The sequence below is a fragment of the Caballeronia sp. J97 genome (assembly GCF_905220305.1).
Taxonomy (GTDB): Bacteria; Pseudomonadota; Gammaproteobacteria; order Burkholderiales; family Burkholderiaceae; genus Caballeronia.
Genome location: NZ_CAJMZL010000001.1, coordinates 905,267 through 926,761 on the forward strand (window position 1 = coordinate 905,267; position 21,495 = coordinate 926,761).

Consider the following 21,495-nt stretch of genomic DNA (forward strand, 5'->3'; position numbering starts at 1 on the left):
CAAAGACCCCGCCAGAGCGGGGTCTTGTGACGTCCTTAAATTTTAACGGATATCGCGCGTCAGGCGTAGCGGCGCAGACGCAACGCGAAATCTTGCAACGCCTTGATGCCGCTCTCTTCCGCGCGATGACACCAGTCCTGCAATTGCGTGACGAGTTGCTCGCGCGAGGCGTTGGAGCGATCCCACATTGCCGACAGGTCCTTGCGCAGCTCGATGAACGTGCGCAGCTTCTGGTTGTCCGAGGTCAACTCCGGCAATTGCTTGAGCTGCGGCTCGTTCAGGCCGTCCTCTTCCTTGTGGAACCAGCCGCGTGCGCCGCGCATCAGCTGATACTTCTCGCGCGCGCCGGCTTCCTTTAGTTTCGCCAGTTCCTGCGCGTAAGCGCGCTTGAGCGCCTTGCCGTAGCGCGCCATCACTTCGTAACGGTTCGACAGCACGGCCTGGAGCGTGTCCTGATCCACGACCGCCTTGCTCGCCGCGAGCTTCGGCGTCGGCGCGATCTTCTTCACCTTCGCGAGGCCGACCATCGACATCATGCGGATATACAGCCAGCCGATGTCGAACTCGTACCACTTGCTCGACAGCTTCGCGGACGTCGCGAACGTGTGATGGTTGTTATGCAGTTCTTCGCCGCCGATCAGGATGCCGAGCGGGAAGATGTTCGTCGACGCATCGGCCGAATTGAAGTTGCGGTAACCCCACCAGTGCGCGAGACCGTTGACGACGCCCGCCGCCCAGAACGGAATCCAGATCATCTGCACGGCCCACACCGACAGGCCGACGATACCGAACAGCGCGACGTCGATGACCATCATCACGCTGATGCCGAGAATCGGGTAGCGCGTGTAGACATTGCGTTCCATCCAGTCATTCGGCGTGCCGTGACTGAATTTGCGCATGGTTTCTTCGTTTTTCGCTTCGGAGCGATAGAGTTCTGCGCCTTCGAGCAGCACCTTCCAGATGCCGCGCGTCTGCGGGCTGTGCGGATCTTCTTCCGTTTCGCATTTTGCGTGGTGCTTGCGGTGGATGGCCGCCCACTGGCCGGTCAGCATGCCGGTGGTCATCCAGAGCCAGAAGCGGAAGAAGTGGCTCGCGATCGGGTGCAGGTCCAGCGCGCGGTGCGCCTGGCAACGGTGCAGATAAATCGTGACGCCGGCGATGGTGACGTGGGTCATCGCAAGCGTGAACAGCAGAATCTGCCACCAGGAAAAGTCCAGCAATCCGTTGGCGAGAAATTCGAGGGAAGAATTCAGCAAGGCAGTTTACCTGTGTAGCTGTGAAATTCGGGAAAAATGGCCGGTCGAACGACTTCGAGCGACGTGTTGTGCACATGAAAGGAATGTGCGCAAGTTCGATCGCATTCTACTGCATGCGTTCCAAGTCTTTGTCCTAAAGGTGAAATTTTTTGAATCGTACCGAAACGAGGAAAAACTCACGCCCCGAAATGGTGTTGTTTCTTCGGTCAAATCGAGAGATTGACCTTGGCGATGCGCGCTCAGGCCACGGGGGCCGCGCCTTCATCGCCCTGTCCGGAATTTAGTACCGATTCGCCGCCCGCCCGGGGCACGCCATCGATAATTCTTATTTCGCGCTGGGCGTACGGAATTTCAATGCCATGCTCACAGAATAAACGCCAAACCGCGCGATTCACGTGCGACTTTACGCCGCCCGTGCCCTTTGCGGCCTCCTCGATCCAGAAGCTCAGTTCCAGATTGATGCCGTCCGCGCCGAAGCTCGCGAGCAGCGCGGCGGGCGCCGGGTCCTGCAATACGCGCTCGACGCCCTGCGTCGCCTCGACGAGCAACTGCATCGCGCGCTCCACGTCGCTGCGATAACTCACCTGCACCGCAATCTTCGCGTTGCCGCGCGTGAGGAACGACGAGTGGTTCTGCACCACGTCGGTGATCAGTTTTTCGTTCGGAATCAGCGTCTCGATGCCGTCGAGCCCGCGCACGACCGTATAGCGCGTGCGAATCTGCGTGACCGTACCCTGATTTCCGCTGACATTGATCATGTCGCCGAGGCGCAACGAGCGGTCCAGCAGAATGATGAAGCCCGACACGTAATTGCTCGCGATCTTCTGCAAGCCGAAGCCGAGCCCGACGCCGAGCGCGCCGCCGAACACGCCGAGCACCGTGATGTCGATGCCGACGATCGACAGGCTCACCAGAATCGCGGCGAGGATCATCAGCGCCCGTCCGACGCGCGCGAGCACTACTTTGAGATTCGCGTCGAGCGAGCGGGCGCGCATCAGGCGATCGTCGAGCAGCGCGCCCGCCCACATCGCGACGATCAGCGTCACGCAAACCCACAGCACGCCGGAGGCGAGCGAGAGCAGCGTCATGTGCGCGTTCGCGAAGTTGAAGCGGACGCTCGCCATCCAGCGGACGACATCGTCCTGGATGCCCATCACGGTGAGCACCATCGCGACCCAGACGATCACCGTCACGACTTTCTCGAACAGATAGAGCAGCGCGTTCGCCTCGTGCTCCGCCTGACCGCGGCTGAACACGCGCCGCGCGACGTAGAACATCGTGTAGATGACGGTGATGCCGCACAGCGGCACGAGCGCGAGGCCCAGCAGCGACGTATGGATGAACGGCGCAAGCGCGATCTGCGCGATCGACACGAAAACGGTGCCGAGCAACGGAAACAGCGCCTTGTTCAGACTTTCCGCCCCGAAGCGCACGGCCTCGAAACGCGACTGGCGGCGCGCATCGAGCTTCTTGCGGAGCAGACGCGCGCACCAATACGCCACCACGAGCAGGCCGAAGAGCGCGGCCACCTGCCAGATCACTTCCGGCTCGCCGAAATCGCGGAATAGCCGCGCGGAGAGATCGTTCAGGAAGTGGTTCTGCATTGCTTACGCGGTTTCTTCGGCCGCCTTGGACGCTTTTCCGGCCTCGGGCACGCGCTCCAGCACTGCCGCGAAGAAGCCGTCCGTGCCGTGCTTGTGCGGCCACAGCGACAGATATTCACCCGTATCGAGATCGATGCGCTGTTCGGCCAGCACGTCGCGCGCGGGCACGACGCGGAAGTTCGGATGCGTGTCGAGGAACTGCCTGACGACGCCTTCGTTTTCCGCGTCCAGCATCGAGCAGGTTGCGTAGACCAGACGGCCGCCGGTCTTCACGAGGCGCGCGGCGCTCGTGAGGATCGAGAGCTGCTTGGGCGTCAGTTCCGCGACGGTCGCGGGCGACTGGCGCCATTTCAGGTCCGGATTGCGGCGCAAGGTGCCGAGTCCCGAGCACGGCGCATCGACGAGCACGCGATCGATCTTGCCCGCGAGACGCTTGATCTTCGCGTCGTGCTCGCTGTCGATCAGCACGGGATTCACGTTCGACAGCCCGCTGCGCGCGAGACGCGGCTTGAGCTTCGCGAGCCGGCGATCGGACACGTCGAACGCGTAGAGACGGCCGGTCGAACGCATCATCGCGCCGAGTGCGAGCGTCTTGCCGCCCGCGCCCGCGCAGAAGTCGACGATCATCTCGCCACGGCGCGGCGCCATCAGCGAGCAGAGCAACTGGCTGCCTTCGTCCTGCACCTCGATCCAGCCTTCCTGGAACGGCGCGAGACGCGTCAGCGCCGGCTTGCCGTCCACACGGACGCCGAACGGCGCGAACGGCATTTCGCCGGCGTCGATGCCGGCTTCGGTGAGCGCCTTCAGCGCGACTTCGCGGGTCGCCTTGATCGGATTCACGCGCAGGTCGAGCGGCGCGGGATAGTTCAGCGCGGCGGCGAGCTGCGCGAGCTCCTCGGGCGGGAAGCGCTTGCCCAACGCGTCGTAGATCCATTGCGGCAGGTTCGTGCGCACGCGCACCGGCAGGCTCGCCGGATCGATCTTCGAGACCTGCGCGAGCCATTGATGCTCGTCGGCCGAAACGAACGGCTTCAGCGCGGTCAGCCCGGCGGTCTGCATCAGCCCGAGCAGCGCCAGGCGGCGCGCCTGATTGCCGCTGCCGCTTTCCGCGAGGTGAGAAAACTCCATCTTCCGGCGCAGCACCGCGAAAACGGCCTCGGCGATCACGCCGCGCTCGCCGTGCCCGAGCTTCGGATGCGCGCGGAAAAAACGGCTCGTCGCCGCGTCGGCGGGACCGGAAAAGCGGAGCACGTCCGCCAGCAAGGTTTCGGTTTGTCCGATCAGAAATCCATGCAGCCTCATGCGCCCTCCCCGGCAATGTCGGCAAAGAGCCATTGCGGCTCAGACGGCGTAAGGGCGACACGTTCGCCCTCGACGGATAAACGCCCTTCGATGAACCAGCGCACCGCGCGCGGATAGATCTCGTGCTCGACCTTCAGCACGCGCGCGGCGAGCGCTGCGGCATCGTCGCCGGCGATGACCGGCACCGCGCCCTGCGCGACGATCGGCCCGTGATCGAGCGTCGGCGTCACGAAATGCACGCTCGCGCCGTGCACGCGCACGCCCGCGTCGAGCGCCTGCTGGTGTGTGCGCAAGCCCGGAAAACACGGCAGCAGCGACGGATGAATGTTGAGCATGCGCCCGGCGTATTTCCCGACGAAGTCGTCGGTCAGCACGCGCATGAAGCCCGCCAGCACGACGAGATCGGGCTCGAAGCGATCGATTTCACGCGCGAGCGCGGCGTCGAACGCGTCGCGCCCGTCGAACCGACGATGATCCACCACCTGGGTTTCGATGCCGTTCGCGGCCGCAAAGCCTAGCCCGGCGGCATCGGGCCGGTTGGAAATGACCGCGCGGATGCGGGCCGGCCAGCCTTCGCGCGCGCAGGCGCGCACGACGGCCTCCATGTTGCTCCCGCGTCCGGAGATCAGAATAACGATTTTTTTCATCCGCGGATTTTATCATTCGAAGGGTGCGAAAATCGTGCCAAACAGGATCGCAACCGGGATCGATCGGGTATCGCGCCGGGGCGCCCGCGCCCGTCCATCCGTGCGAGCGTTTATAATCTAACGCTTTGCGGCATCAGCCCCTCCCATCGACCATCGCCTATCGTGAGAGTCTTTCGCGGCCTCCCCAATGCCGAAAGCCGAGCGCCCTGCGCACTGACCATCGGCAACTTCGACGGTGTCCATCGCGGTCACCAGGCGCTGCTCGCGCACGTGCGGGCGGCCGCCGACGCGCGCGGTCTGCCGGTCTGCGTGATGACTTTCGAGCCGCATCCGCGCGAATTTTTCAATCCGGCCGGCGCGCCGCCGCGCATCGCCATGCTGCGCGACAAGCTCGAGGCGCTGCGCACCAACGGCGTCGACCGCGTGGTGGTCGAGCATTTCAACAAGACCTTCGCGGGCCAGTCGCCGGATACGTTCGTGAAGAACGTCATCGTCGATGGCCTGCATGCGCGCTGGGTGATGGTCGGCGACGACTTCTGCTACGGCGCCAAACGCGCGGGCAATTTCGATTCCTTGAAGGCCGCCGGCGAGGCGTACGGCTTCGAAGTCGAGCAGATGGCCACCGTCGCGCATCCGAACGGCGCGCGCATTTCGTCGTCGTCGGTGCGTGCGTCGCTCGTCGCGGGCGATCTCGACGCGGCGCAAGTCGCGCTCGGGCGTCCGTATATCATCAGCGGGCATGTCGTGCACGGCGCGAAGCTCGGCCGCGATCTCGGCTTTCCCACGCTGAACCTGCCGATCGCGCACAAGCGGCCGGCGCTCGCGGGCATTTTCGTCGTGCGCGTGCACGGGCTCGCCGATGAACCGCTGCCCGCGGTCGCGAGCCTCGGCCTGCGTCCGACCGTCGACGATTCCGGCCGCGTGCTGCTCGAAGTCTTCGTGCTCGACTGGCACGGCGACGCCTACGGCAAGCTCGTGCGCGTCGAATTCCTGAAGAAGCTGCGCGACGAGGAAAAGTACGTCGACCTCGAAACGCTCGGCCGCGCGATCGCGAAGGATGTCGACAACGCGCGCGCCTACTTCGGCCTGCCGCCCGCGAGCAACGCCGGCAGCCGCCCCACGGGCTTTGCCATTTCGGCGACCGATCGAATTAGGTGAGCGCGCGGCGCCGCTCGATCCGGCGCGCGCCGCTCGCTGCCCCGCTTACCGATAATCGCGCGCTGAAGCCGAGCGCCGTCTCACCGAATTCACTGAGTCACCCATGAGCGACAAGAAAGAGAAAGCCTCCTCGAAATACCCCGTCAACCTGCTCGACACGCCCTTCCCGATGCGCGGCGATCTGCCCAAGCGCGAGCCCGCGTGGGTCAAGGAATGGCAGGACAACAAGGTGTACGAGAAGATCCGGGCGGCCTCGAAGGGCCGCAAGAAGTTCATTCTGCACGACGGCCCGCCGTACGCGAACGGCGACATCCACCTCGGCCACGCCGTCAACAAGATCCTGAAGGACATGATCGTCAAGGCGCGCAATCTCGCGGGCTTCGACGCCGTCTATGTGCCGGGCTGGGACTGCCACGGGATGCCAATCGAAATCCAGATCGAAAAGCAATTCGGCAAGACGCTGCCCGCCATCGAAGTCATGCAGAAGGCGCGCGCCTACGCCGGCGAGCAGATCGAAAAGCAGAAGCTCGGCTTCCGGCGCCTGGGCGTGCTCGGCGACTGGGACAACCCGTACAAGACAATGAACTTCGCCAACGAAGCGGGCGAAATCCGCGCGCTCGGCAAGATCATGGAAAAGGGTTTCGTGTTCCGCGGCCTGAAGCCGGTGAACTGGTGCTTCGACTGCGGCTCGGCGCTCGCCGAAGCGGAAGTCGAGTACAAGGACAAGACCGATCCGACCATCGACGTGATGTTCGCGTTCGCGGAGCCTGAAAAAACCGCGCAGGCGTTCGGCCTGCCCGCGCTGCCCAAGACGGAAGGCGGCATCGTCATCTGGACGACGACGCCCTGGACCATTCCCGCCAACCAGGCGCTGAACGTGCATCCGGAGATCGTCTATGCGCTCGTCAATACGCCGCGCGGCTTGCTGATCCTCGCGCAGGAACGCGTCGAGGCCTGCCTGCAGAACTACGGCCTGCCGGGCGATGTCATCGCGACGACGACCGGCGAGAAGCTCGCCAACCTGCGCTTCCATCATCCGCTCGCGGCCGCGCATCCAGGCTACAAGCGCACTGCGCCGGTCTATCTCGGCGACTACGTGACGACCGAAAGCGGCACGGGCATCGTGCATTCGTCGCCGGCGTACGGTGTCGAAGACTTCGTGTCGTGCAAGGCGCACGGCATGGCCGACTCGGACTTCATCAATCCTGTGCTGGGCGACGGCCGCTATATCGAATCGCTGCCGCTCTTCGGCGGGCTGTCGATCTGGAAGGCGAACCCGCAGATCGTCGAAGCGCTCGAAGGCGCGGGCTCGTTGCTCAAGTCGGAAAAGTACACGCACAGCTACATGCATTGCTGGCGCCACAAGACGCCGATCATTTATCGCGCTACCTCGCAATGGTTCGCCGGCATGGACGTGAAGCCGAAGGACGGCGGCCGCACGCTGCGCGAAATCGCGCTCGAAGGCGTCGAGAACACGGCGTTCTATCCGTCGTGGGGCAAGCAGCGTCTCTACAGCATGATCGCGAACCGCCCGGACTGGACGCTCTCGCGTCAGCGCCAGTGGGGCGTGCCGATGGCGTTCTTCGTGCACAAGGAAACGGGCGAGTTGCATCCGCGCACGCTGGAACTCCTCGAGGAAGTGGCGAAGCGCGTCGAGGAAGGCGGCATCGAGACGTGGCAATCGCTCGATCCGCGCGAGTTGATCGGCGACGACGCCAACATGTACGAGAAGAACCGCGACACGCTCGACGTGTGGTTCGATTCCGGCACGACGCACTGGCACGTGCTGCGCGGCTCGCACAAGGACTCGCTGCAATTCCCGGCCGACCTCTATCTCGAAGGCTCGGATCAGCATCGCGGCTGGTTCCATTCGTCGCTGTTGACCGCGTCGATGCTCGACGGCCGTCCGCCCTACGACGCGCTGCTCACGCACGGCTTCACCGTCGACGGCGAAGGCCGCAAGATGTCGAAGTCGCTCGGCAACGGCATCGACCCGCATGAAGTGTCGAACCGGCTGGGCGCGGAAATCATCCGCTTGTGGATCGCATCGACGGATTACTCCGGCGAGCTCGCGATTTCCGAGGAAATCCTGAAGCGCGTGACGGAGACGTACCGGCGTATCCGCAACACGTTGCGCTTTCTGCTCGCGAACCTGTCGGACTTCGATTTCGACAAGGACGCGCTGCCGGTGCAGGACTGGCTCGAAATCGACCGGTATGCGGTCGCGCTCACGCGCAATCTGCAGGACGACGCCCTCTCGCACTACGAGAAGTACGAGTTCCATCCGGTCGTCGCAAAGATTGCGACCTTCTGCTCGGAGGATCTCGGCGGCTTTTATCTGGACGTGCTGAAGGACCGCTTGTACACGACCAAGCCCGGTTCGCGCGAGCGCCGCAGCGCGCAGACCGCGCTGTTCCATATCGCGCATGGCTTGCTGCGTCTCGTCGCGCCGTATCTGTCGTTCACGGCGGAAGAAGCGCACAAGGTGCTCAAGCCCGGTCAGGACACCATCTTCACCGAAGTCTTCGCGACGTATCCGGAGATCGCGAACGGCGGCGATCTGCTCGACAAGTGGACGCTCATCCGCAACGCGCGCGGCGACGTGACCAAGGCGCTGGAAGAAGCACGCACGGCGAACCAGATCGGCTCGTCGCTGCAGGCGGAAGTCGTGGTTCGCGCGAGCGGCGCGCGTTACGACGCGCTCGCGAGCCTGGGCGATGCATTGCGCTTCGTGCTGATCACGTCGTCGGCGCAAGTGGAAAAGGTGGCGAGCGAAGCGGAAGAAGGCGTCGATGTCACCGCATCGAGCTACATGAAGTGCGAGCGCTGCTGGCACTACTGCGCCGACGTCGGCTCGCACGCGGAACATCCGGGTCTGTGCGGCCGCTGCTTCTCCAATCTCTTCGGCGCCGGCGAAACGCGAGGCGCGGCATAATGGCTCGAACGATGGCGAAACAAACTACCAGTAGCGGATCGCTCGCGCCGTGGCTCGGCGTCGCGCTGATCGTGATTCTGTTCGACCAGTTGACGAAGATCGCCGTGCAGCGCGTGTTCGCCTATGGCGATCCCCATGCGCTTACGCCCTTCTTCAACCTGCTGCTCGTCTACAACCGCGGCGCGGCGTTCAGCTTCCTCGCGATGGCGGGCGGCTGGCAGCGCTGGGCGTTCACGGCGCTCGGCGTCGTCGCGGCAATCGTGATCTGCTATCTGCTCAAGCGCCATTCGGGGCAGCGCATGTTCTGCACGGCGCTTTCGCTCATCATGGGCGGCGCGATCGGCAACGTCATCGACCGGATCGCGTATGGGCATGTCATCGACTTCCTGGATTTTCACGTGAACGCGTGGCACTGGCCCGCGTTCAACCTCGCCGACAGCGCGATCACCATCGGCGCGGTGCTGCTGGTGTTCGACGAGCTGCGGCGCGTGCGCGGTTCACGTTGATGTTCACGACGCGGCTCCTTCCACGGAGCCGTGTTCTTTTGCGATGGAGGCAAGTTGGAACTCGCGGGCAAACATCTCGTTTTAGGGCTGACAGGCGGCATCGCCTGCTACAAGATCGCTGAGCTGACGCGCCTGCTCATCAAGGCCGGCGCGACCGTGCAGATCGCAATGACCGAAGCGGCCACGCAGTTCATCACGCCCGTCACGATGCAGGCGCTGTCGGGCCGTCCTGTCTACATATCGCAGTGGGATGCGCGCATGCCGAACAACATGCCGCACATCGATCTCTCGCGCGAGGCGGATGCCATCGTCATCGCGCCCGCCTCCACCGACTTTCTCGCGAAGCTCGCGCACGGCATGTGCGACGATCTGCTCTCGACGCTGTGCATCGCGCGCGACTGCCCGCTGCTCGTCGTGCCCGCGATGAACCGGCAAATGTGGCAAAACCCGGCGACGCAGCGCAATGTCGGTCAGCTTCGCGCCGACGGCGTCGAAGTGCTCGGGCCGGATTCGGGCTCGCAAGCGTGCGGCGAAGTCGGCGACGGCCGCATGATCGAGCCCGAAGCGGCGTTCGAAGCGATCTGCGCGTTCTTCCAGCCGAAGATCTTGCGCGGCCAGCGCGTGCTCATCACGGCCGGTCCGACCTTCGAGCCGCTCGATCCGGTGCGCGGCATCACGAATCGCTCGTCGGGCAAGATGGGCTTCGCGCTCGCGCGCGCGGCGGCGCAGGCGGGCGCGGACGTGCATCTCGTCGCCGGTCCGGTTTCCTTGCCGACGCCGTGGGGCGTGCATCGCGAGGACGTGCAGACCGCGCAGGAGATGCACGACGCCGTCATGGCCGCGACGCCGGATGCCGACATCTTCATCGCGGTCGCCGCGGTCGCGGACTGGCGCGTCGATCACGTCAGCGAGCAGAAGATCAAAAAGACCGCCGATGTCTTGCCGACGTTCACGTTCATAGAAAATCCGGACATTCTCGCGACCGTCGCCAGGCAGCCGAATCCACCCTACTGCGTCGGCTTCGCGGCCGAAAGCGGGAATCTCGACGTGAACGGTGCGGAAAAGCGCAAGCGCAAGGGCGTGCCGCTTTTGATCGGCAATATCGGGCAGCTCGCGTTCGGACGCGACGACAACGAAGTCGTGCTGTTCGAAGAAAGCGGCACGACGCCGCTGCCGCGCGCCGACAAGCAGCAACTCGCGCGCACGCTGATCGCGGAAATCGCCAAACGCGCGCCGAAGACCGGTGGCCCGCTCCTGTCCTGACACGATGACCAGGCTCTCCGTCCTCGATCAGACGCCCGTCATCCACGGGCATAGCACGGCCGATGCCATTGCCGCGACGCTCGATCTCGCGCAACTCGCCGACGATCTCGGCTACACGCGCTACTGGTGCGCAGAGCATCACGGCTTGTACGGCGTGTCGAATCCGTGCCCCGAGGTGATGCTCGCGCGCATCGGCAGTCTGACCAAACGCATCCGCATCGGCTCGGGCGGCGTGATGCTGCCGTACTATTCGCCGTTCAAGGTCGCCGAGCAATTTCTGATGCTCGAAGCGCTGTTTCCGAACCGCGTCGACCTCGGCGTGGGACGCGCGCCGGGCGGCGACATGCGCACGGCGCAGGCAGTCGCGGCAGGTTCGTACAATCGCGGCGATGTCTTCCCGCAGCAAGTCGCCGAACTGATCGCCCTCTTCAGCGGCAACATTCTCGACGACTCGCTCGCCAAAGGCGTGCTGCTGCAACCGCAGATCGACACGCGTCCCGAGTTGTGGATGCTCGGCTCGAGCGATTTCGGCGGTTTGCTCGCCGCGCAACTCGGCATTCGCTTTGCGTTTGCGCATTTCATCAATGCGCAGTACGGGCATCGCGTGGCTCAGGCGTATCGCGAGCGCTTCACACCCGGTCTCGAGGCCAGCCCGTATCTCGCCGCGGCTGTGTTCGTCATTTGCGCCGATACGGATCGCGAAGCCGAAGCGCTCGAACGCGCCGTCGATCTGCGTCGCGTGCAGATGGCGTACGGGCTCAACCAGCCGATTCCATCGATCGCACAGGGCGTCTCGCAAGTCTACGGCGAGCGCGAGCTCGCGGTGATCGCGCATGAGAAAGCGCGCAGCATCATCGGCACGCCGGATCGGGTGACCGAAAAGCTGCACGCGCTGCAGGAACAATTCAACGCCGACGAACTGATCGTGATCACGGTCGCCGGCAGCTACACCGCGCGCACGCGCTCCTATCAACTCCTGGCCGAAGCCTTCGAGCTCGGCCAATCGGTTCAATAACGCTTCGATCCATGAAACTCGACGTCAAGATTCTCGACGCGCGCATGCGCGACTTCATGCCCGCCTACGCCACGCCCGGCAGCGCGGGGCTCGACCTGCGCGCGTGTCTCGATGCCCCGCTCGTCATCGAGCCGCACCAGACCGTGCTCGTGCCGACCGGTCTCGCGATTCACCTCGCCGATCCCGGCTATGCCGCGATGATCCTGCCGCGCTCGGGCCTCGGCCACAAGCACGGCATCGTGCTCGGCAATCTCGTCGGGCTGATCGATTCGGATTATCAAGGTCAACTGATGGTCTCGACTTGGAATCGAGGCGACGCCGCGTTCACGCTCAACCCGATGGAGCGTCTCGCGCAGATGGTCATCGTGCCGGTCGTGCAGGCGCAGTTCAATATCGTCGACGACTTCGAGGCAAGCGAGCGCGGCGCGGGCGGCTTCGGCAGCACCGGCAAGCACTGAGGATCGTCACGGTTTCCAGTCCGCGATAGCGCGGCATTCAGCATCCGTCCGCCATTCGACGCGCAACAAAAAAAACGGCGCGGGCTTGTCAGCCCGCGCCGTTTTTCACTTGCAAAGACCCCTTCGGTCAATCCACTTCAATCGCTTCCGGATTCGGATTTCGCGGCGGCGCCGAGTTTTCGTCGAACGTCAACTGGACCTTGTCGTCCGCATCGACATCCACCGTCACACGGCCGCCGTTGACCAGCTTGCCGAACAGCAGTTCGTCGGCCAGCGCGCGACGAATCGTGTCCTGAATCAGACGCTGCATCGGACGCGCGCCCATCAGCGGATCGAAACCGTGCTTCGCCAGATGCTTGCGCAGTGCATCCGTGAAGACCGCATCGACCTTCTTCTCGTGCAGTTGATCTTCCAGCTGCATGAGGAACTTGTCGACCACGCGCAGGATGATTTCCTCGTCCAGCGAACGGAAGCTGATGATCGCATCCAGACGGTTGCGGAACTCCGGCGTGAACATGCGCTTGATGTCGGCCATTTCGTCGCCCGACTCGCGGCGCGACGTGAAGCCGATCACCGACTTGCCCATGGTTTCCGCGCCCGCGTTCGTCGTCATGATGATGATGACGTTGCGGAAGTCCGCCTTGCGGCCGTTGTTATCCGTCAGCGTACCGTGGTCCATCACCTGCAGCAGCACGTTGTAGATATCCGGATGCGCCTTCTCGATTTCATCGAGCAGCAGCACGCAATGCGGCTTCTTCGTGACGGCTTCGGTCAATAGACCGCCCTGGTCGAATCCGACATACCCTGGCGGCGCGCCGATCAGACGGCTGACCGCATGACGCTCCATATACTCCGACATGTCGAAGCGCAGCAGTTCGATGCCCAGCGTGAACGCCAGTTGCTTCGCGACCTCGGTCTTGCCGACGCCCGTCGGGCCCGAGAACAGGAACGCGCCGATCGGCTTGTCCGTCTTACCGAGACCCGCGCGCGCCATTTTGATCGATGCCGACAGCGCATCGATTGCCGGATCCTGGCCGAACACGACAGCCTTCAGATCGCGGTCGAGCGTCTGGAGCTTGCTGCGGTCGTCCTGCGACACGCTCTGCGCCGGCACGCGCGCGATCTTCGAGATGATCTCCTCGATCTCGCTCTTGCCGATGGTCTTCTTCTGCTTCGACTTCGGCAGGATGCGTTGCGCCGCGCCCGCTTCGTCGATCACGTCGATCGCCTTGTCCGGCAGATGACGATCCGTGATGAAGCGCGCCGACAGTTCCGCCGCCGCCGACAGCGCACCCGACGAGTACTTCACGCCGTGATGCTCTTCGAAGCGCGTCTTGAGGCCGCGCAGGATCGCCACCGTCTGCTCGACGGTCGGCTCGGTGACATCGACCTTCTGGAAACGACGCGACAACGCCGCGTCCTTCTCGAAGATGCCGCGATATTCCGTGAACGTCGTTGCGCCGATGCACTTCAACTGACCCGACGACAGCGCCGGCTTGAGCAGGTTGGATGCGTCGAGCGTGCCGCCCGATGCCGCGCCGGCGCCGATCAGCGTATGAATTTCGTCGATGAACAGAATTGCGTGCGGACGCTCCTTGAGCTCCTTCAGCACGGTCTTCAGACGCTGTTCGAAATCGCCGCGATACTTCGTGCCCGCGAGCAGCGCGCCCATGTCGAGCGAGTACACCTGCGCGTCGGCGAGGATGTCCGGCACTTCGCCGCGCGTGATGCGCCAGGCGAGGCCTTCGGCGATCGCGGTCTTGCCCACGCCGGCTTCACCGACGAGCAGCGGATTGTTCTTGCGACGGCGGCACAGCACCTGCACCACGCGCTCGACTTCCAGCTCGCGGCCGATCAGCGGATCGATCTTGCCGTCCTTGGCGAGCTGATTGAGGTTCTGCGTGAACTGTGCAAGCGGCGTTTCCTTCTGCGCGGCAGCGTCTTCCGATTCCGGGTTGGCTTCGCTGTTCGTCTTCGCCGCATCGCCGCTGTTCGTCTTCGCGATGCCGTGCGAAATGAAATTCACGACATCCAGACGCGTGACGCCCTGCTGCTGCAGGTAGTACACAGCATGCGAGTCCTTCTCGCCGAAGATCGCCACCAGCACGTTCGCGCCGGTCACTTCCTTCTTGCCGTTCGAGGTCGATTGCACGTGCATGATCGCGCGCTGGATCACGCGCTGGAAACCAAGCGTCGGCTGCGTATCGACGTCGTCCGTGCCCGGCACGGTCGGCGTGTTGTCATGAATGAAATTGCGCAGGTTCTGACGCAAATCTTCAATGTTGGCTGCACAGGCGCGCAACACTTCAGCCGCGGTCGGATTGTCCAACAGGGCGAGCAGCAGATGCTCGACCGTTATGAACTCGTGCCGCGCCTGACGTGCTTCCATAAACGCCATGTGCAGACTGACTTCCAGTTCCTGGGCAATCATGCTTCCTCCATCACGCACTGCAGCGGGTGCCCCGCTTGCCGTGCATGGCTAACGACTTGCTCAACTTTGGTCGACGCAATGTCTCGCGTGTAGACCCCACAAACTCCCCTGCCTTCGCGATGAACCTTCAGCATGATCTGCGTCGCAGTCTCACGATCTTTATTGAAGTATTCCTGCACGATCATCACGACGAATTCCATCGGCGTGAAGTCGTCATTCAGCAGCACCACCTTGTACATGGCCGGCTTCTTGAGCTTCTGCTCCTGCCGCTCCAGTACCGTGCCATCCTGCTTGTTGGGATTGATCGCCATACACCCATTCTAAACAACACGGACGCCCTCGCAATCACCGCTCCAGCACCGACCGCCCGGTCGGGATGTGTCGCTGAAAACTGCGCTCGCACAGTACTCGTCCATCGATTCCTGCCGCTGCCCAACATTTCGGCGCGGCCCGCTTGCACCTCGTCGAAACCAGTATCGCACAGCTTCAAAAAAAACAAACCGAGCACCAGGCGCTGCGGGCCGCCGGGTATCACACAAGTGAGTCGATTATGCGACTTTTCAAGATGACGTGCTTGGACGGCAGCGCACACGCAAAGCAGGAATTACCCTACGAATGCGGTCTTTGCAACGAGCTTAACGGCTATCCCAAAAATTCCTTGACACCCGATTTAAGAGATTTAACAATCAAACTGGCACTTTTTTCCGGGGGCCAACCACGGGATGAAAAAAGAGGCCGAGGTGAGCTTGTGAGGAGGGGGCGGTTCACATTGTGGGGTGTGCCGTCGAGCTTTTCGAGCGTGCTCTGGGTGCGACAAGAGTTAGAGGGGAAGCACGAATGTCTACTGGTACGGTCAAATGGTTCAACGACGCGAAAGGCTACGGATTCATCACGCCCGATGAAGGCGGCGAGGATCTGTTCGCACATTTCTCGGCGATTCAGATGAACGGTTTCAAGACGCTCAAAGAAGGCCAAAAGGTCAGCTTCGAGATCGTCCAGGGACCGAAAGGCAAACAGGCTTCGAACATCCAGGACGCTGTCTGACCGTTCGATCGACTTTGCCTCTGAAACCCGGCCTTCGCGCCGGGTTTTTTTGCGCCTCGCGCTCCGCACATATATGAATCACGATGCCAGTTAAAAACCCCGGAATGCGTAGGCCTTCCGGGGTTTTTATTTACCACGTCGAATTGAGTTGAGTCCTCACATATTTTCGATCATGACCTCGCCGAAGGCCGAACACGACACTTGCGTCGCGCCCTCCATCAGACGCGCGAAGTCGTACGTGACGCGCTTCGAAAGAATCGACTGCTCCATCGACGAGATGATCTTGTCCGCCGCCTCGAACCAGCCGAGATGGCGCAGCATCATTTCAGCCGAGAGGATTTCCGAGCCCGGGTTCACGTAGTCCTTGCCCGCATACTTGGGCGCCGTGCCGTGCGTCGCTTCGAACATCGCGACGGAATCCGACAGGTTCGCGCCCGGCGCGATGCCGATGCCGCCCACCTGCGCCGCCAGCGCGTCCGAGATGTAGTCGCCGTTCAGGTTGAGCGTCGCGATCACGTCGTATTCGGCGGGGCGCAGCAGGATCTGCTGCAGAAACGCATCGGCGATCACGTCCTTCACGACGATGTCGTTGCCCGACTTCGGGTTCTTGATTTTCATCCACGGGCCGCCGTCGATCAGCTCCGCGTTGAATTCCCTCTGCGCGAGCGCGTAACCGTAGTCGCGGAAGGCGCCTTCGGTGAACTTCATGATATTGCCCTTGTGCACGAGCGTGACCGAGCGACGGTCGTTGTCGATCGCATACTGGATCGCCTTGCGCACGAGCCGCTCCGTGCCCTCGCGCGACACGGGCTTGATGCCGAGCCCGGATGAATCCGGGAAGCGGATCTTCTTCACGCCCATTTCTTCGCGCAGGAACTTGATGACTTTCTTCGCTTCGGGCGAATCCGCCGGCCACTCGACGCCCGCGTAGATGTCTTCCGAGTTCTCACGGAAGATCACCATGTCGATCTTCTCCGGCTCGCGCACCGGCGAAGGCACGCCCTTGAAGTAGCGCACCGGCCGCAGGCACACGTACAGATCGAGTTGTTGACGAAGCGCAACGTTCAGCGATCGGATGCCGCCGCCGACGGGCGTCGTGAGCGGCCCCTTGATCGACACGATGAAGTCCTTGACCACCTCCAGCGTTTCGTCGGGCAGCCACACGTCGGGACCGTAGACGCGCGTCGCCTTTTCGCCCGCGAAGATTTCCATCCATTGAATCTTGCGCTTGCCGCCGTAGGCCTTTTCCACCGCCGCATCGACGACCTTGATCATCACCGGCGTGATGTCGACGCCCGTGCCGTCGCCCTCGATATACGGGATGATCGGCTGATCCGAGACGTTGAGCGAGAAATCCGCGTTGACGGTGATCTTGTCACCGTTCGCCGGAACCTTGATGTGCTGATACGGCATGGTCGACTCCAAATAAGGCCGGGCTTGAATGGAAGCAAACAAACTGGATGAAGAGCGATGCGATGCAGCATGCGCGGACGACGACCTATGCGCGATGATGTTCACGACGTCATTCTAACCATGCTGGCCAGCGCCGGCGCGCTCGGGACCGCGCCGCGCATGGATTAAGATGCCGCATTCGATCCCGCCGCGCGCCGCCTTGCATGCCACTCATCGCCCTGAACAAGCCCTTCGGCACCATCTGCCAGTTCTCCGCGCACGAAACGCGCGCGTCGCTCGGCGACTGGGTGAAGACACCGGGCGTGTATCCCGCCGGCAGGCTCGACGCCGACAGCGAAGGCCTGCTCCTGCTCACCGACGACGGCGCGCTGCAGGCCCGCATCGCCGAGCCGCGTCACAAGCTCGTGAAGCGCTATTGGGCGCAAGTCGAAGGCGCGCCGGACGATGCCGCGCTCGCACGTCTCGCGAACGGCGTCGACCTCGGCGACTATGTGACGCAGCCGTGCCGCGCCGCGTTCGTCGCTGAAGGCGATGTCGACGCGCTCTGGCCGCGCAATCCGCCGATCCGCTATCGCGCCGCCATCCCGACGACGTGGATCGAGCTCGCCATCACCGAAGGCAAGAACCGGCAAGTGAGACGCATGACGGCGGCCGTCGGCTACCCGACCTTGCGGCTCGTGCGCGTTGCGATCGGCGCGCTCGATATCTTCGCGCTCGGTCTCGCACCCGGCGAGACCGTCGAGGTCGCGCCGCGCGCGCCGTGGCAGCGCGTTCGTTGAATCGCATTCAATTATCTTGAAAATAAGCCGTATTGCATCGAATAGTGCAATGCGCTTAAACGTCGTGTCATGAAGATCGAGTAGCGCGAATCGCGCATCGAATATTTTTGCTCCGCCGCGCAATTTTCTCTGTAATTCGCGTCAACCGACTCTTCACGCGATGCGTTAAGGGCGTCAGATGCCGCGCAAAGCTATCCGGCATGAGCGAATTGCCGATTACGACAGCCTGTGTGCTCCAGGGTGTTTGAAAGGTTCAAGCGTTCACAGTCATATCGAAAATCAAATTATCGATTCGACTGTCAACCGAAAGGTAGGTGGCTCGTTTACCGACATGACTCAATGACCGGGTCGTCTGGTTAATTAACTCAAGCTGAGGATTCAAAGATGAACAAACTGATCGCCGCTCTCGTCGCTGGCCTGTTCGCAACCGCCGCCTTCGCACAAGAAGCGTCGGCACCGGCTGCTGCTGCTCCTGCAGCTGCTGCTTCGTCGGCTCACAAGTCGTCGACCCACAAGAAGTCGCACAAGTCGTCGCACAAGAAGTCGCACAAGGCAGCCGCTTCGGCTCCGGAAGCCGCTTCGGCCGCTCAGTAAGTTCGTTGTAAGAGGCGGTATAGCGAAGTCAAGAACGAAGCATTACCGCCGTCCTTACGGCGTTGAAGGGCAGATGGCTGCGAGGCGTCTGCCCTTTTGTTTTGTGTCCGTGCATCGAGTAACATGCGCGGGGTTTGCCCGGTTCAGGCGCAAACAATCGAAAAGAATGGGAGCTTTGCCGTGAATCTCGCCTCGCGCTTCTTGAATCAACGACTCAACATCGGCAAGCTCGCGCGTGCATGCGTGATCGCGCTCGCCCTGCCGTTCGCCGCATTGCCGCTCGCACACGCGCAGACGATGCCGCCCGGCGCGAAGCAGCCGTCCGATTTTCCGCACACGAAGCTGACCGCGGGCATGTACGTGATCGACGCCGCCGTCGCCGCGAACGATGCCGATCGCGAGCAAGGTCTCATGTATCGCACGCAGCTCGCACCGAACGAAGGCATGCTTTTCGTGTTCAACGAAAACGCCGTGCATTGTTTCTGGATGAAGAACACGCTGATCCCGCTGTCGATTGCCTTCATACGCGCAGACGGCACGGTCACCGACATCGACGAGATGCAGGCCGAGACGGAGAACAATCACTGCCCGCGCAACAACGGCGTGTATGCGCTCGAAATGTCCAAAGGCTGGTTCGCCGCGAAGGGCATCAAGCCGGGCATGCAGATCAAGGGCTTGCCGCGCGCGCAGTAACGCTCTTCCGCCCCCTCGAAAAACCGGCGTCGTCGCACGGCACGCCGGTTTTTTTGCGCCGAAAATCCCTTCCGCCGGGCTGGCAGGATTCCTGCAAAGAGCTTGCCGACGCGCTATCCTAAAAAGATTCAGCGCGACGCATCTCACCACGTCAGGTCGCGCTGATGGTCGCCGCGCGGCGACCAGGGTTCGACATATCCACAGGAGGTTCACGTGCCCCGCAAGACTCCCATCGAGCGCTATCGGAACATCGGGATCAGCGCTCACATCGATGCCGGCAAGACGACAACTACCGAGCGCATCCTTTTCTACACCGGCGTGACGCACAAGATCGGCGAAGTTCACGACGGCGCGGCCACGATGGACTGGATGGAGCAAGAGCAGGAACGCGGCATCACGATCACCTCCGCGGCGACGACGGCTTTCTGGAAAGGCATGGCCGGCAATTATCCGGAACACCGCATCAACATCATCGATACGCCGGGGCACGTCGACTTCACGATCGAAGTCGAGCGCTCGATGCGCGTGCTCGACGGCGCGTGCATGGTCTATGACTCCGTCGGCGGCGTGCAGCCGCAATCCGAAACCGTCTGGCGTCAGGCGAACAAGTACAAGGTGCCGCGCATCGCGTTCGTCAACAAGATGGACCGCGTCGGCGCGGACTTCTTCCGCGTGCAGCGGCAGATCGGCGAGCGCCTGAAGGGCGTCGCGGTGCCGATCCAGATTCCGATCGGCGCGGAAGACCACTTCCAGGGTGTCGTCGATCTCGTGAAGATGAAGGCGATCGTCTGGGACGACGAGAGCCAGGGCATCAAGTTCACCTACGAAGAGATTCCCGGCAACCTCAAGGATCTCGCTCACGAGTGGCGCGACAAGATGGTCGAGGCGGCTGCGGAAGCCAGCGAAGAGCTGCTCGAAAAGTATCTGGAGGATCACAACAGCCTGACCGAGGATGAGATCAAGGCGGCGTTGCGCAAACGGACGATCGCCAACGAAATCGTGCCGATGCTGTGCGGCAGCGCATTCAAGAACAAGGGCGTGCAGGCGATGCTCGATGCCGTGATCGACTACCTGCCCTCGCCCGTCGACGTGCCCGCGATTCTCGGCCACACGGAAGACGATCAGGAAGCCGAACGCCATCCGAGCGATGACGAGCCGTTCTCCGCGCTCGCGTTCAAGATCATGACCGATCCGTTCGTCGGCCAGTTGATCTTCTTCCGCGTGTATTCGGGCGTGGTGAATTCGGGCGACACGGTCTTCAATCCGGTGAAGGACAAGAAGGAGCGCCTCGGCCGGATTCTGCAAATGCACGCGAATGAGCGCAAGGAAATCAAGGAAGTGCGCGCGGGCGACATCGCGGCGGCGGTCGGCCTGAAGGAAGCGACGACAGGCGACACGCTCTGCGATCCGGCCAACGTCATCATCCTCGAACGGATGATCTTCCCGGAGCCGGTGATTTCGCAGGCCGTCGAGCCCAAGACGAAGGCCGACCAGGAAAAGATGGGCATCGCGCTCAATCGTCTCGCGCAGGAAGATCCGTCGTTCCGCGTGACCACCGACGAGGAATCCGGCCAGACGATCATCTCCGGCATGGGCGAGTTGCACCTCGAAATTCTCGTCGACCGGATGAAGCGCGAGTTCGGCGTCGAGGCGACGGTCGGCAAGCCGCAGGTCGCGTATCGCGAGACGGTGCGCAACAAGGTCGAGGACGTCGAAGGCAAGTTCGTCAAGCAGTCGGGCGGACGAGGCCAGTACGGTCACGCGGTGATCGCGCTGGAGCCGGACCCGGGCAAGGGCTACGAGTTCGTCGACCAGATCAAGGGCGGCGTGATTCCGCGCGAATTCATTCCGGCGGTCGACAAGGGCATTCAGGAAACGCTGAAGGCCGGCGTGCTCGCGGGCTATCCGGTCGTCGACGTGAAAGTGCGGCTGACCTTCGGCTCGTATCACGATGTCGATTCGAACGAAAACGCGTTCCGCATGGCCGGTTCGATAGCGTTCAAGGAAGCGATGCGCCGCGCCAAGCCCGTGCTGCTCGAACCGATGATGGCCGTCGAAGTCGAGACGCCCGAGGACTTCATGGGCAACGTGATGGGCGACCTTTCCGGGCGGCGCGGCATCGTGCAGGGCATGGAGGACATCGCGGGCGGCGGCGGCAAGCTCGTGCGCGCGGAAGTGCCGCTCGCCGAGATGTTCGGCTACTCCACGTCGCTGCGTTCGCTCACGCAGGGCCGCGCGACCTACACGATGGAGTTCAAGCACTACGCGGAGACGCCGTCGAACGTGTCCGAGGCGATCATCAACTCGAAAGCGAAATAATCGCGATCGAACCGTGTAGTATCGGAAGTCCGTTGCTCGCCCTGTTGGTGGCGGCAACGGACTTTCCTTTTCCCCAGA

18 protein-coding genes are annotated in these 21,495 nt (G+C 62.7%); 11 read left to right on the forward strand and 7 right to left on the reverse strand.

The features are described from left to right. Window positions 1-59: 59 nt before the first annotated feature. The 4 genes from U4Y90_RS04175 to purN all read right to left on the reverse strand — a co-directional run bounded on the left by U4Y90_RS04175 (window position 60) and on the right by purN (window position 4,809). A complete protein-coding gene (locus U4Y90_RS04175) occupies window positions 60-1,256 on the reverse strand; it encodes an acyl-CoA desaturase (RefSeq protein WP_321792430.1) in 1,197 nt (398 codons plus the stop codon). Between the two features lie 239 nt (window positions 1,257-1,495). Next, window positions 1,496-2,860, reverse strand: a complete 1,365-nt coding sequence (locus U4Y90_RS04180) for a mechanosensitive ion channel family protein (protein WP_321792434.1) — start codon at window positions 2,858-2,860, stop codon at window positions 1,496-1,498. 3 nt (window positions 2,861-2,863) lie between these two features. Next, window positions 2,864-4,162 (reverse strand): RsmB/NOP family class I SAM-dependent RNA methyltransferase, encoded by a 1,299-nt coding sequence (locus U4Y90_RS04185; RefSeq protein ID WP_321792436.1) that lies wholly within the window; start codon window positions 4,160-4,162, stop codon window positions 2,864-2,866. Next, the gene (purN, locus tag U4Y90_RS04190; RefSeq protein WP_321792438.1) at window positions 4,159-4,809 is read right to left on the reverse strand and encodes a phosphoribosylglycinamide formyltransferase; all 651 of its coding nucleotides are present in this window, start codon (window positions 4,807-4,809) and stop codon (window positions 4,159-4,161) included. Before purN ends, U4Y90_RS04185 begins: the two co-directional genes overlap by 4 nt. Before the next feature lie 162 nt (window positions 4,810-4,971). On the opposite strand from purN, the gene U4Y90_RS04195 reads away from it, so the two are divergent. The 6 genes from U4Y90_RS04195 to dut all read left to right on the forward strand — a co-directional run bounded on the left by U4Y90_RS04195 (window position 4,972) and on the right by dut (window position 12,144). Beyond that, window positions 4,972-5,967 (forward strand): bifunctional riboflavin kinase/FAD synthetase, encoded by a 996-nt coding sequence (locus tag U4Y90_RS04195; protein ID WP_321792440.1) that lies wholly within the window; start codon window positions 4,972-4,974, stop codon window positions 5,965-5,967. A gap of 103 nt (window positions 5,968-6,070) precedes the next feature. Next, complete coding sequence (gene ileS, locus U4Y90_RS04200; protein WP_321792442.1) at window positions 6,071-8,902, forward strand: isoleucine--tRNA ligase; 2,832 nt, start codon at window positions 6,071-6,073, stop codon at window positions 8,900-8,902. Next, complete coding sequence (gene lspA / locus U4Y90_RS04205) at window positions 8,902-9,408, forward strand: signal peptidase II (protein ID WP_321792444.1); 507 nt, start codon at window positions 8,902-8,904, stop codon at window positions 9,406-9,408. Before ileS ends, lspA begins: the two co-directional genes overlap by 1 nt. Before the next feature lie 54 nt (window positions 9,409-9,462). Further along, entirely contained in the window at window positions 9,463-10,671 is a 1,209-nt protein-coding gene (gene coaBC, locus U4Y90_RS04210; protein WP_321792446.1) for a bifunctional phosphopantothenoylcysteine decarboxylase/phosphopantothenate--cysteine ligase CoaBC, read from the forward strand. 4 nt (window positions 10,672-10,675) lie between these two features. Next, window positions 10,676-11,686, forward strand: a complete 1,011-nt coding sequence (locus U4Y90_RS04215; protein WP_321792448.1) for an LLM class flavin-dependent oxidoreductase — start codon at window positions 10,676-10,678, stop codon at window positions 11,684-11,686. 11 nt (window positions 11,687-11,697) lie between these two features. Then, on the forward strand, window positions 11,698-12,144 hold the full coding sequence (gene dut / locus U4Y90_RS04220) for a dUTP diphosphatase (protein ID WP_321792450.1): 447 nt from the start codon (window positions 11,698-11,700) through the stop codon (window positions 12,142-12,144). A 127-nt stretch (window positions 12,145-12,271) separates the two neighbouring features. Here dut and clpA read toward each other — a convergent pair whose 3' ends face one another. Then, entirely contained in the window at window positions 12,272-14,575 is a 2,304-nt protein-coding gene (gene clpA / locus U4Y90_RS04225) for an ATP-dependent Clp protease ATP-binding subunit ClpA (RefSeq protein WP_321792452.1), read from the reverse strand. Then, on the reverse strand, window positions 14,572-14,886 hold the full coding sequence (gene clpS, locus U4Y90_RS04230; RefSeq protein WP_008351199.1) for an ATP-dependent Clp protease adapter ClpS: 315 nt from the start codon (window positions 14,884-14,886) through the stop codon (window positions 14,572-14,574). Before clpS ends, clpA begins: the two co-directional genes overlap by 4 nt. 526 nt (window positions 14,887-15,412) lie before the next feature. Here clpS and U4Y90_RS04235 point away from each other — a divergent pair. After that, complete coding sequence (locus U4Y90_RS04235) at window positions 15,413-15,619, forward strand: cold-shock protein (RefSeq protein ID WP_041730164.1); 207 nt, start codon at window positions 15,413-15,415, stop codon at window positions 15,617-15,619. A 156-nt stretch (window positions 15,620-15,775) separates the two neighbouring features. Here U4Y90_RS04235 and icd read toward each other — a convergent pair whose 3' ends face one another. Then, on the reverse strand, window positions 15,776-17,032 hold the full coding sequence (gene icd, locus U4Y90_RS04240) for an NADP-dependent isocitrate dehydrogenase (RefSeq protein WP_321792457.1): 1,257 nt from the start codon (window positions 17,030-17,032) through the stop codon (window positions 15,776-15,778). A 203-nt stretch (window positions 17,033-17,235) separates the two neighbouring features. Between icd and U4Y90_RS04245 the strand changes: the two genes are divergently transcribed. The 4 genes from U4Y90_RS04245 (at window position 17,236) to fusA (ending at window position 21,417) form a co-directional block, all read left to right on the forward strand. Next, the gene (locus U4Y90_RS04245) at window positions 17,236-17,811 is read left to right on the forward strand and encodes a pseudouridine synthase (protein ID WP_321792459.1); all 576 of its coding nucleotides are present in this window, start codon (window positions 17,236-17,238) and stop codon (window positions 17,809-17,811) included. Between the two features lie 384 nt (window positions 17,812-18,195). Then, the gene (locus U4Y90_RS04250; protein WP_321792461.1) at window positions 18,196-18,405 is read left to right on the forward strand and encodes a hypothetical protein; all 210 of its coding nucleotides are present in this window, start codon (window positions 18,196-18,198) and stop codon (window positions 18,403-18,405) included. A 123-nt stretch (window positions 18,406-18,528) separates the two neighbouring features. Continuing rightward, window positions 18,529-19,098: a DUF192 domain-containing protein gene (locus tag U4Y90_RS04255; RefSeq protein WP_321792463.1), complete on the forward strand. Its 570-nt coding sequence runs from the start codon at window positions 18,529-18,531 to the stop codon at window positions 19,096-19,098. 213 nt (window positions 19,099-19,311) lie between these two features. Next, a complete protein-coding gene (gene fusA, locus U4Y90_RS04260) occupies window positions 19,312-21,417 on the forward strand; it encodes an elongation factor G (RefSeq protein ID WP_321792465.1) in 2,106 nt (701 codons plus the stop codon). The last annotated feature ends 78 nt before the right edge of the window (window positions 21,418-21,495 follow it).

What these genes read in the sequence shown, in the direction of transcription:
- U4Y90_RS04180 (WP_321792434.1), bottom strand. Translation starts at nt 2,860, where the DNA reads ATGCAGAACCACTTCCTGAACGATCTCTCCGCGCGGCTATTCCGCGAT.
- U4Y90_RS04185 (WP_321792436.1), bottom strand. Translation starts at nt 4,162, where the DNA reads ATGAGGCTGCATGGATTTCTGATCGGACAAACCGAAACCTTGCTGGCG.
- purN (WP_321792438.1), bottom strand. Translation starts at nt 4,809, where the DNA reads ATGAAAAAAATCGTTATTCTGATCTCCGGACGCGGGAGCAACATGGAG.
- ileS (WP_321792442.1), top strand. Translation starts at nt 6,071, where the DNA reads ATGAGCGACAAGAAAGAGAAAGCCTCCTCGAAATACCCCGTCAACCTG.
- lspA (WP_321792444.1), top strand. Translation starts at nt 8,902, where the DNA reads ATGGCTCGAACGATGGCGAAACAAACTACCAGTAGCGGATCGCTCGCG.
- U4Y90_RS04215 (WP_321792448.1), top strand. Translation starts at nt 10,676, where the DNA reads ATGACCAGGCTCTCCGTCCTCGATCAGACGCCCGTCATCCACGGGCAT.
- dut (WP_321792450.1), top strand. Translation starts at nt 11,698, where the DNA reads ATGAAACTCGACGTCAAGATTCTCGACGCGCGCATGCGCGACTTCATG.
- clpA (WP_321792452.1), bottom strand. Translation starts at nt 14,575, where the DNA reads ATGATTGCCCAGGAACTGGAAGTCAGTCTGCACATGGCGTTTATGGAA.
- clpS (WP_008351199.1), bottom strand. Translation starts at nt 14,886, where the DNA reads ATGGCGATCAATCCCAACAAGCAGGATGGCACGGTACTGGAGCGGCAG.
- U4Y90_RS04235 (WP_041730164.1), top strand. Translation starts at nt 15,413, where the DNA reads ATGTCTACTGGTACGGTCAAATGGTTCAACGACGCGAAAGGCTACGGA.
- icd (WP_321792457.1), bottom strand. Translation starts at nt 17,032, where the DNA reads ATGCCGTATCAGCACATCAAGGTTCCGGCGAACGGTGACAAGATCACC.
- U4Y90_RS04245 (WP_321792459.1), top strand. Translation starts at nt 17,236, where the DNA reads ATGCCACTCATCGCCCTGAACAAGCCCTTCGGCACCATCTGCCAGTTC.
- U4Y90_RS04250 (WP_321792461.1), top strand. Translation starts at nt 18,196, where the DNA reads ATGAACAAACTGATCGCCGCTCTCGTCGCTGGCCTGTTCGCAACCGCC.
- U4Y90_RS04255 (WP_321792463.1), top strand. Translation starts at nt 18,529, where the DNA reads ATGCGCGGGGTTTGCCCGGTTCAGGCGCAAACAATCGAAAAGAATGGG.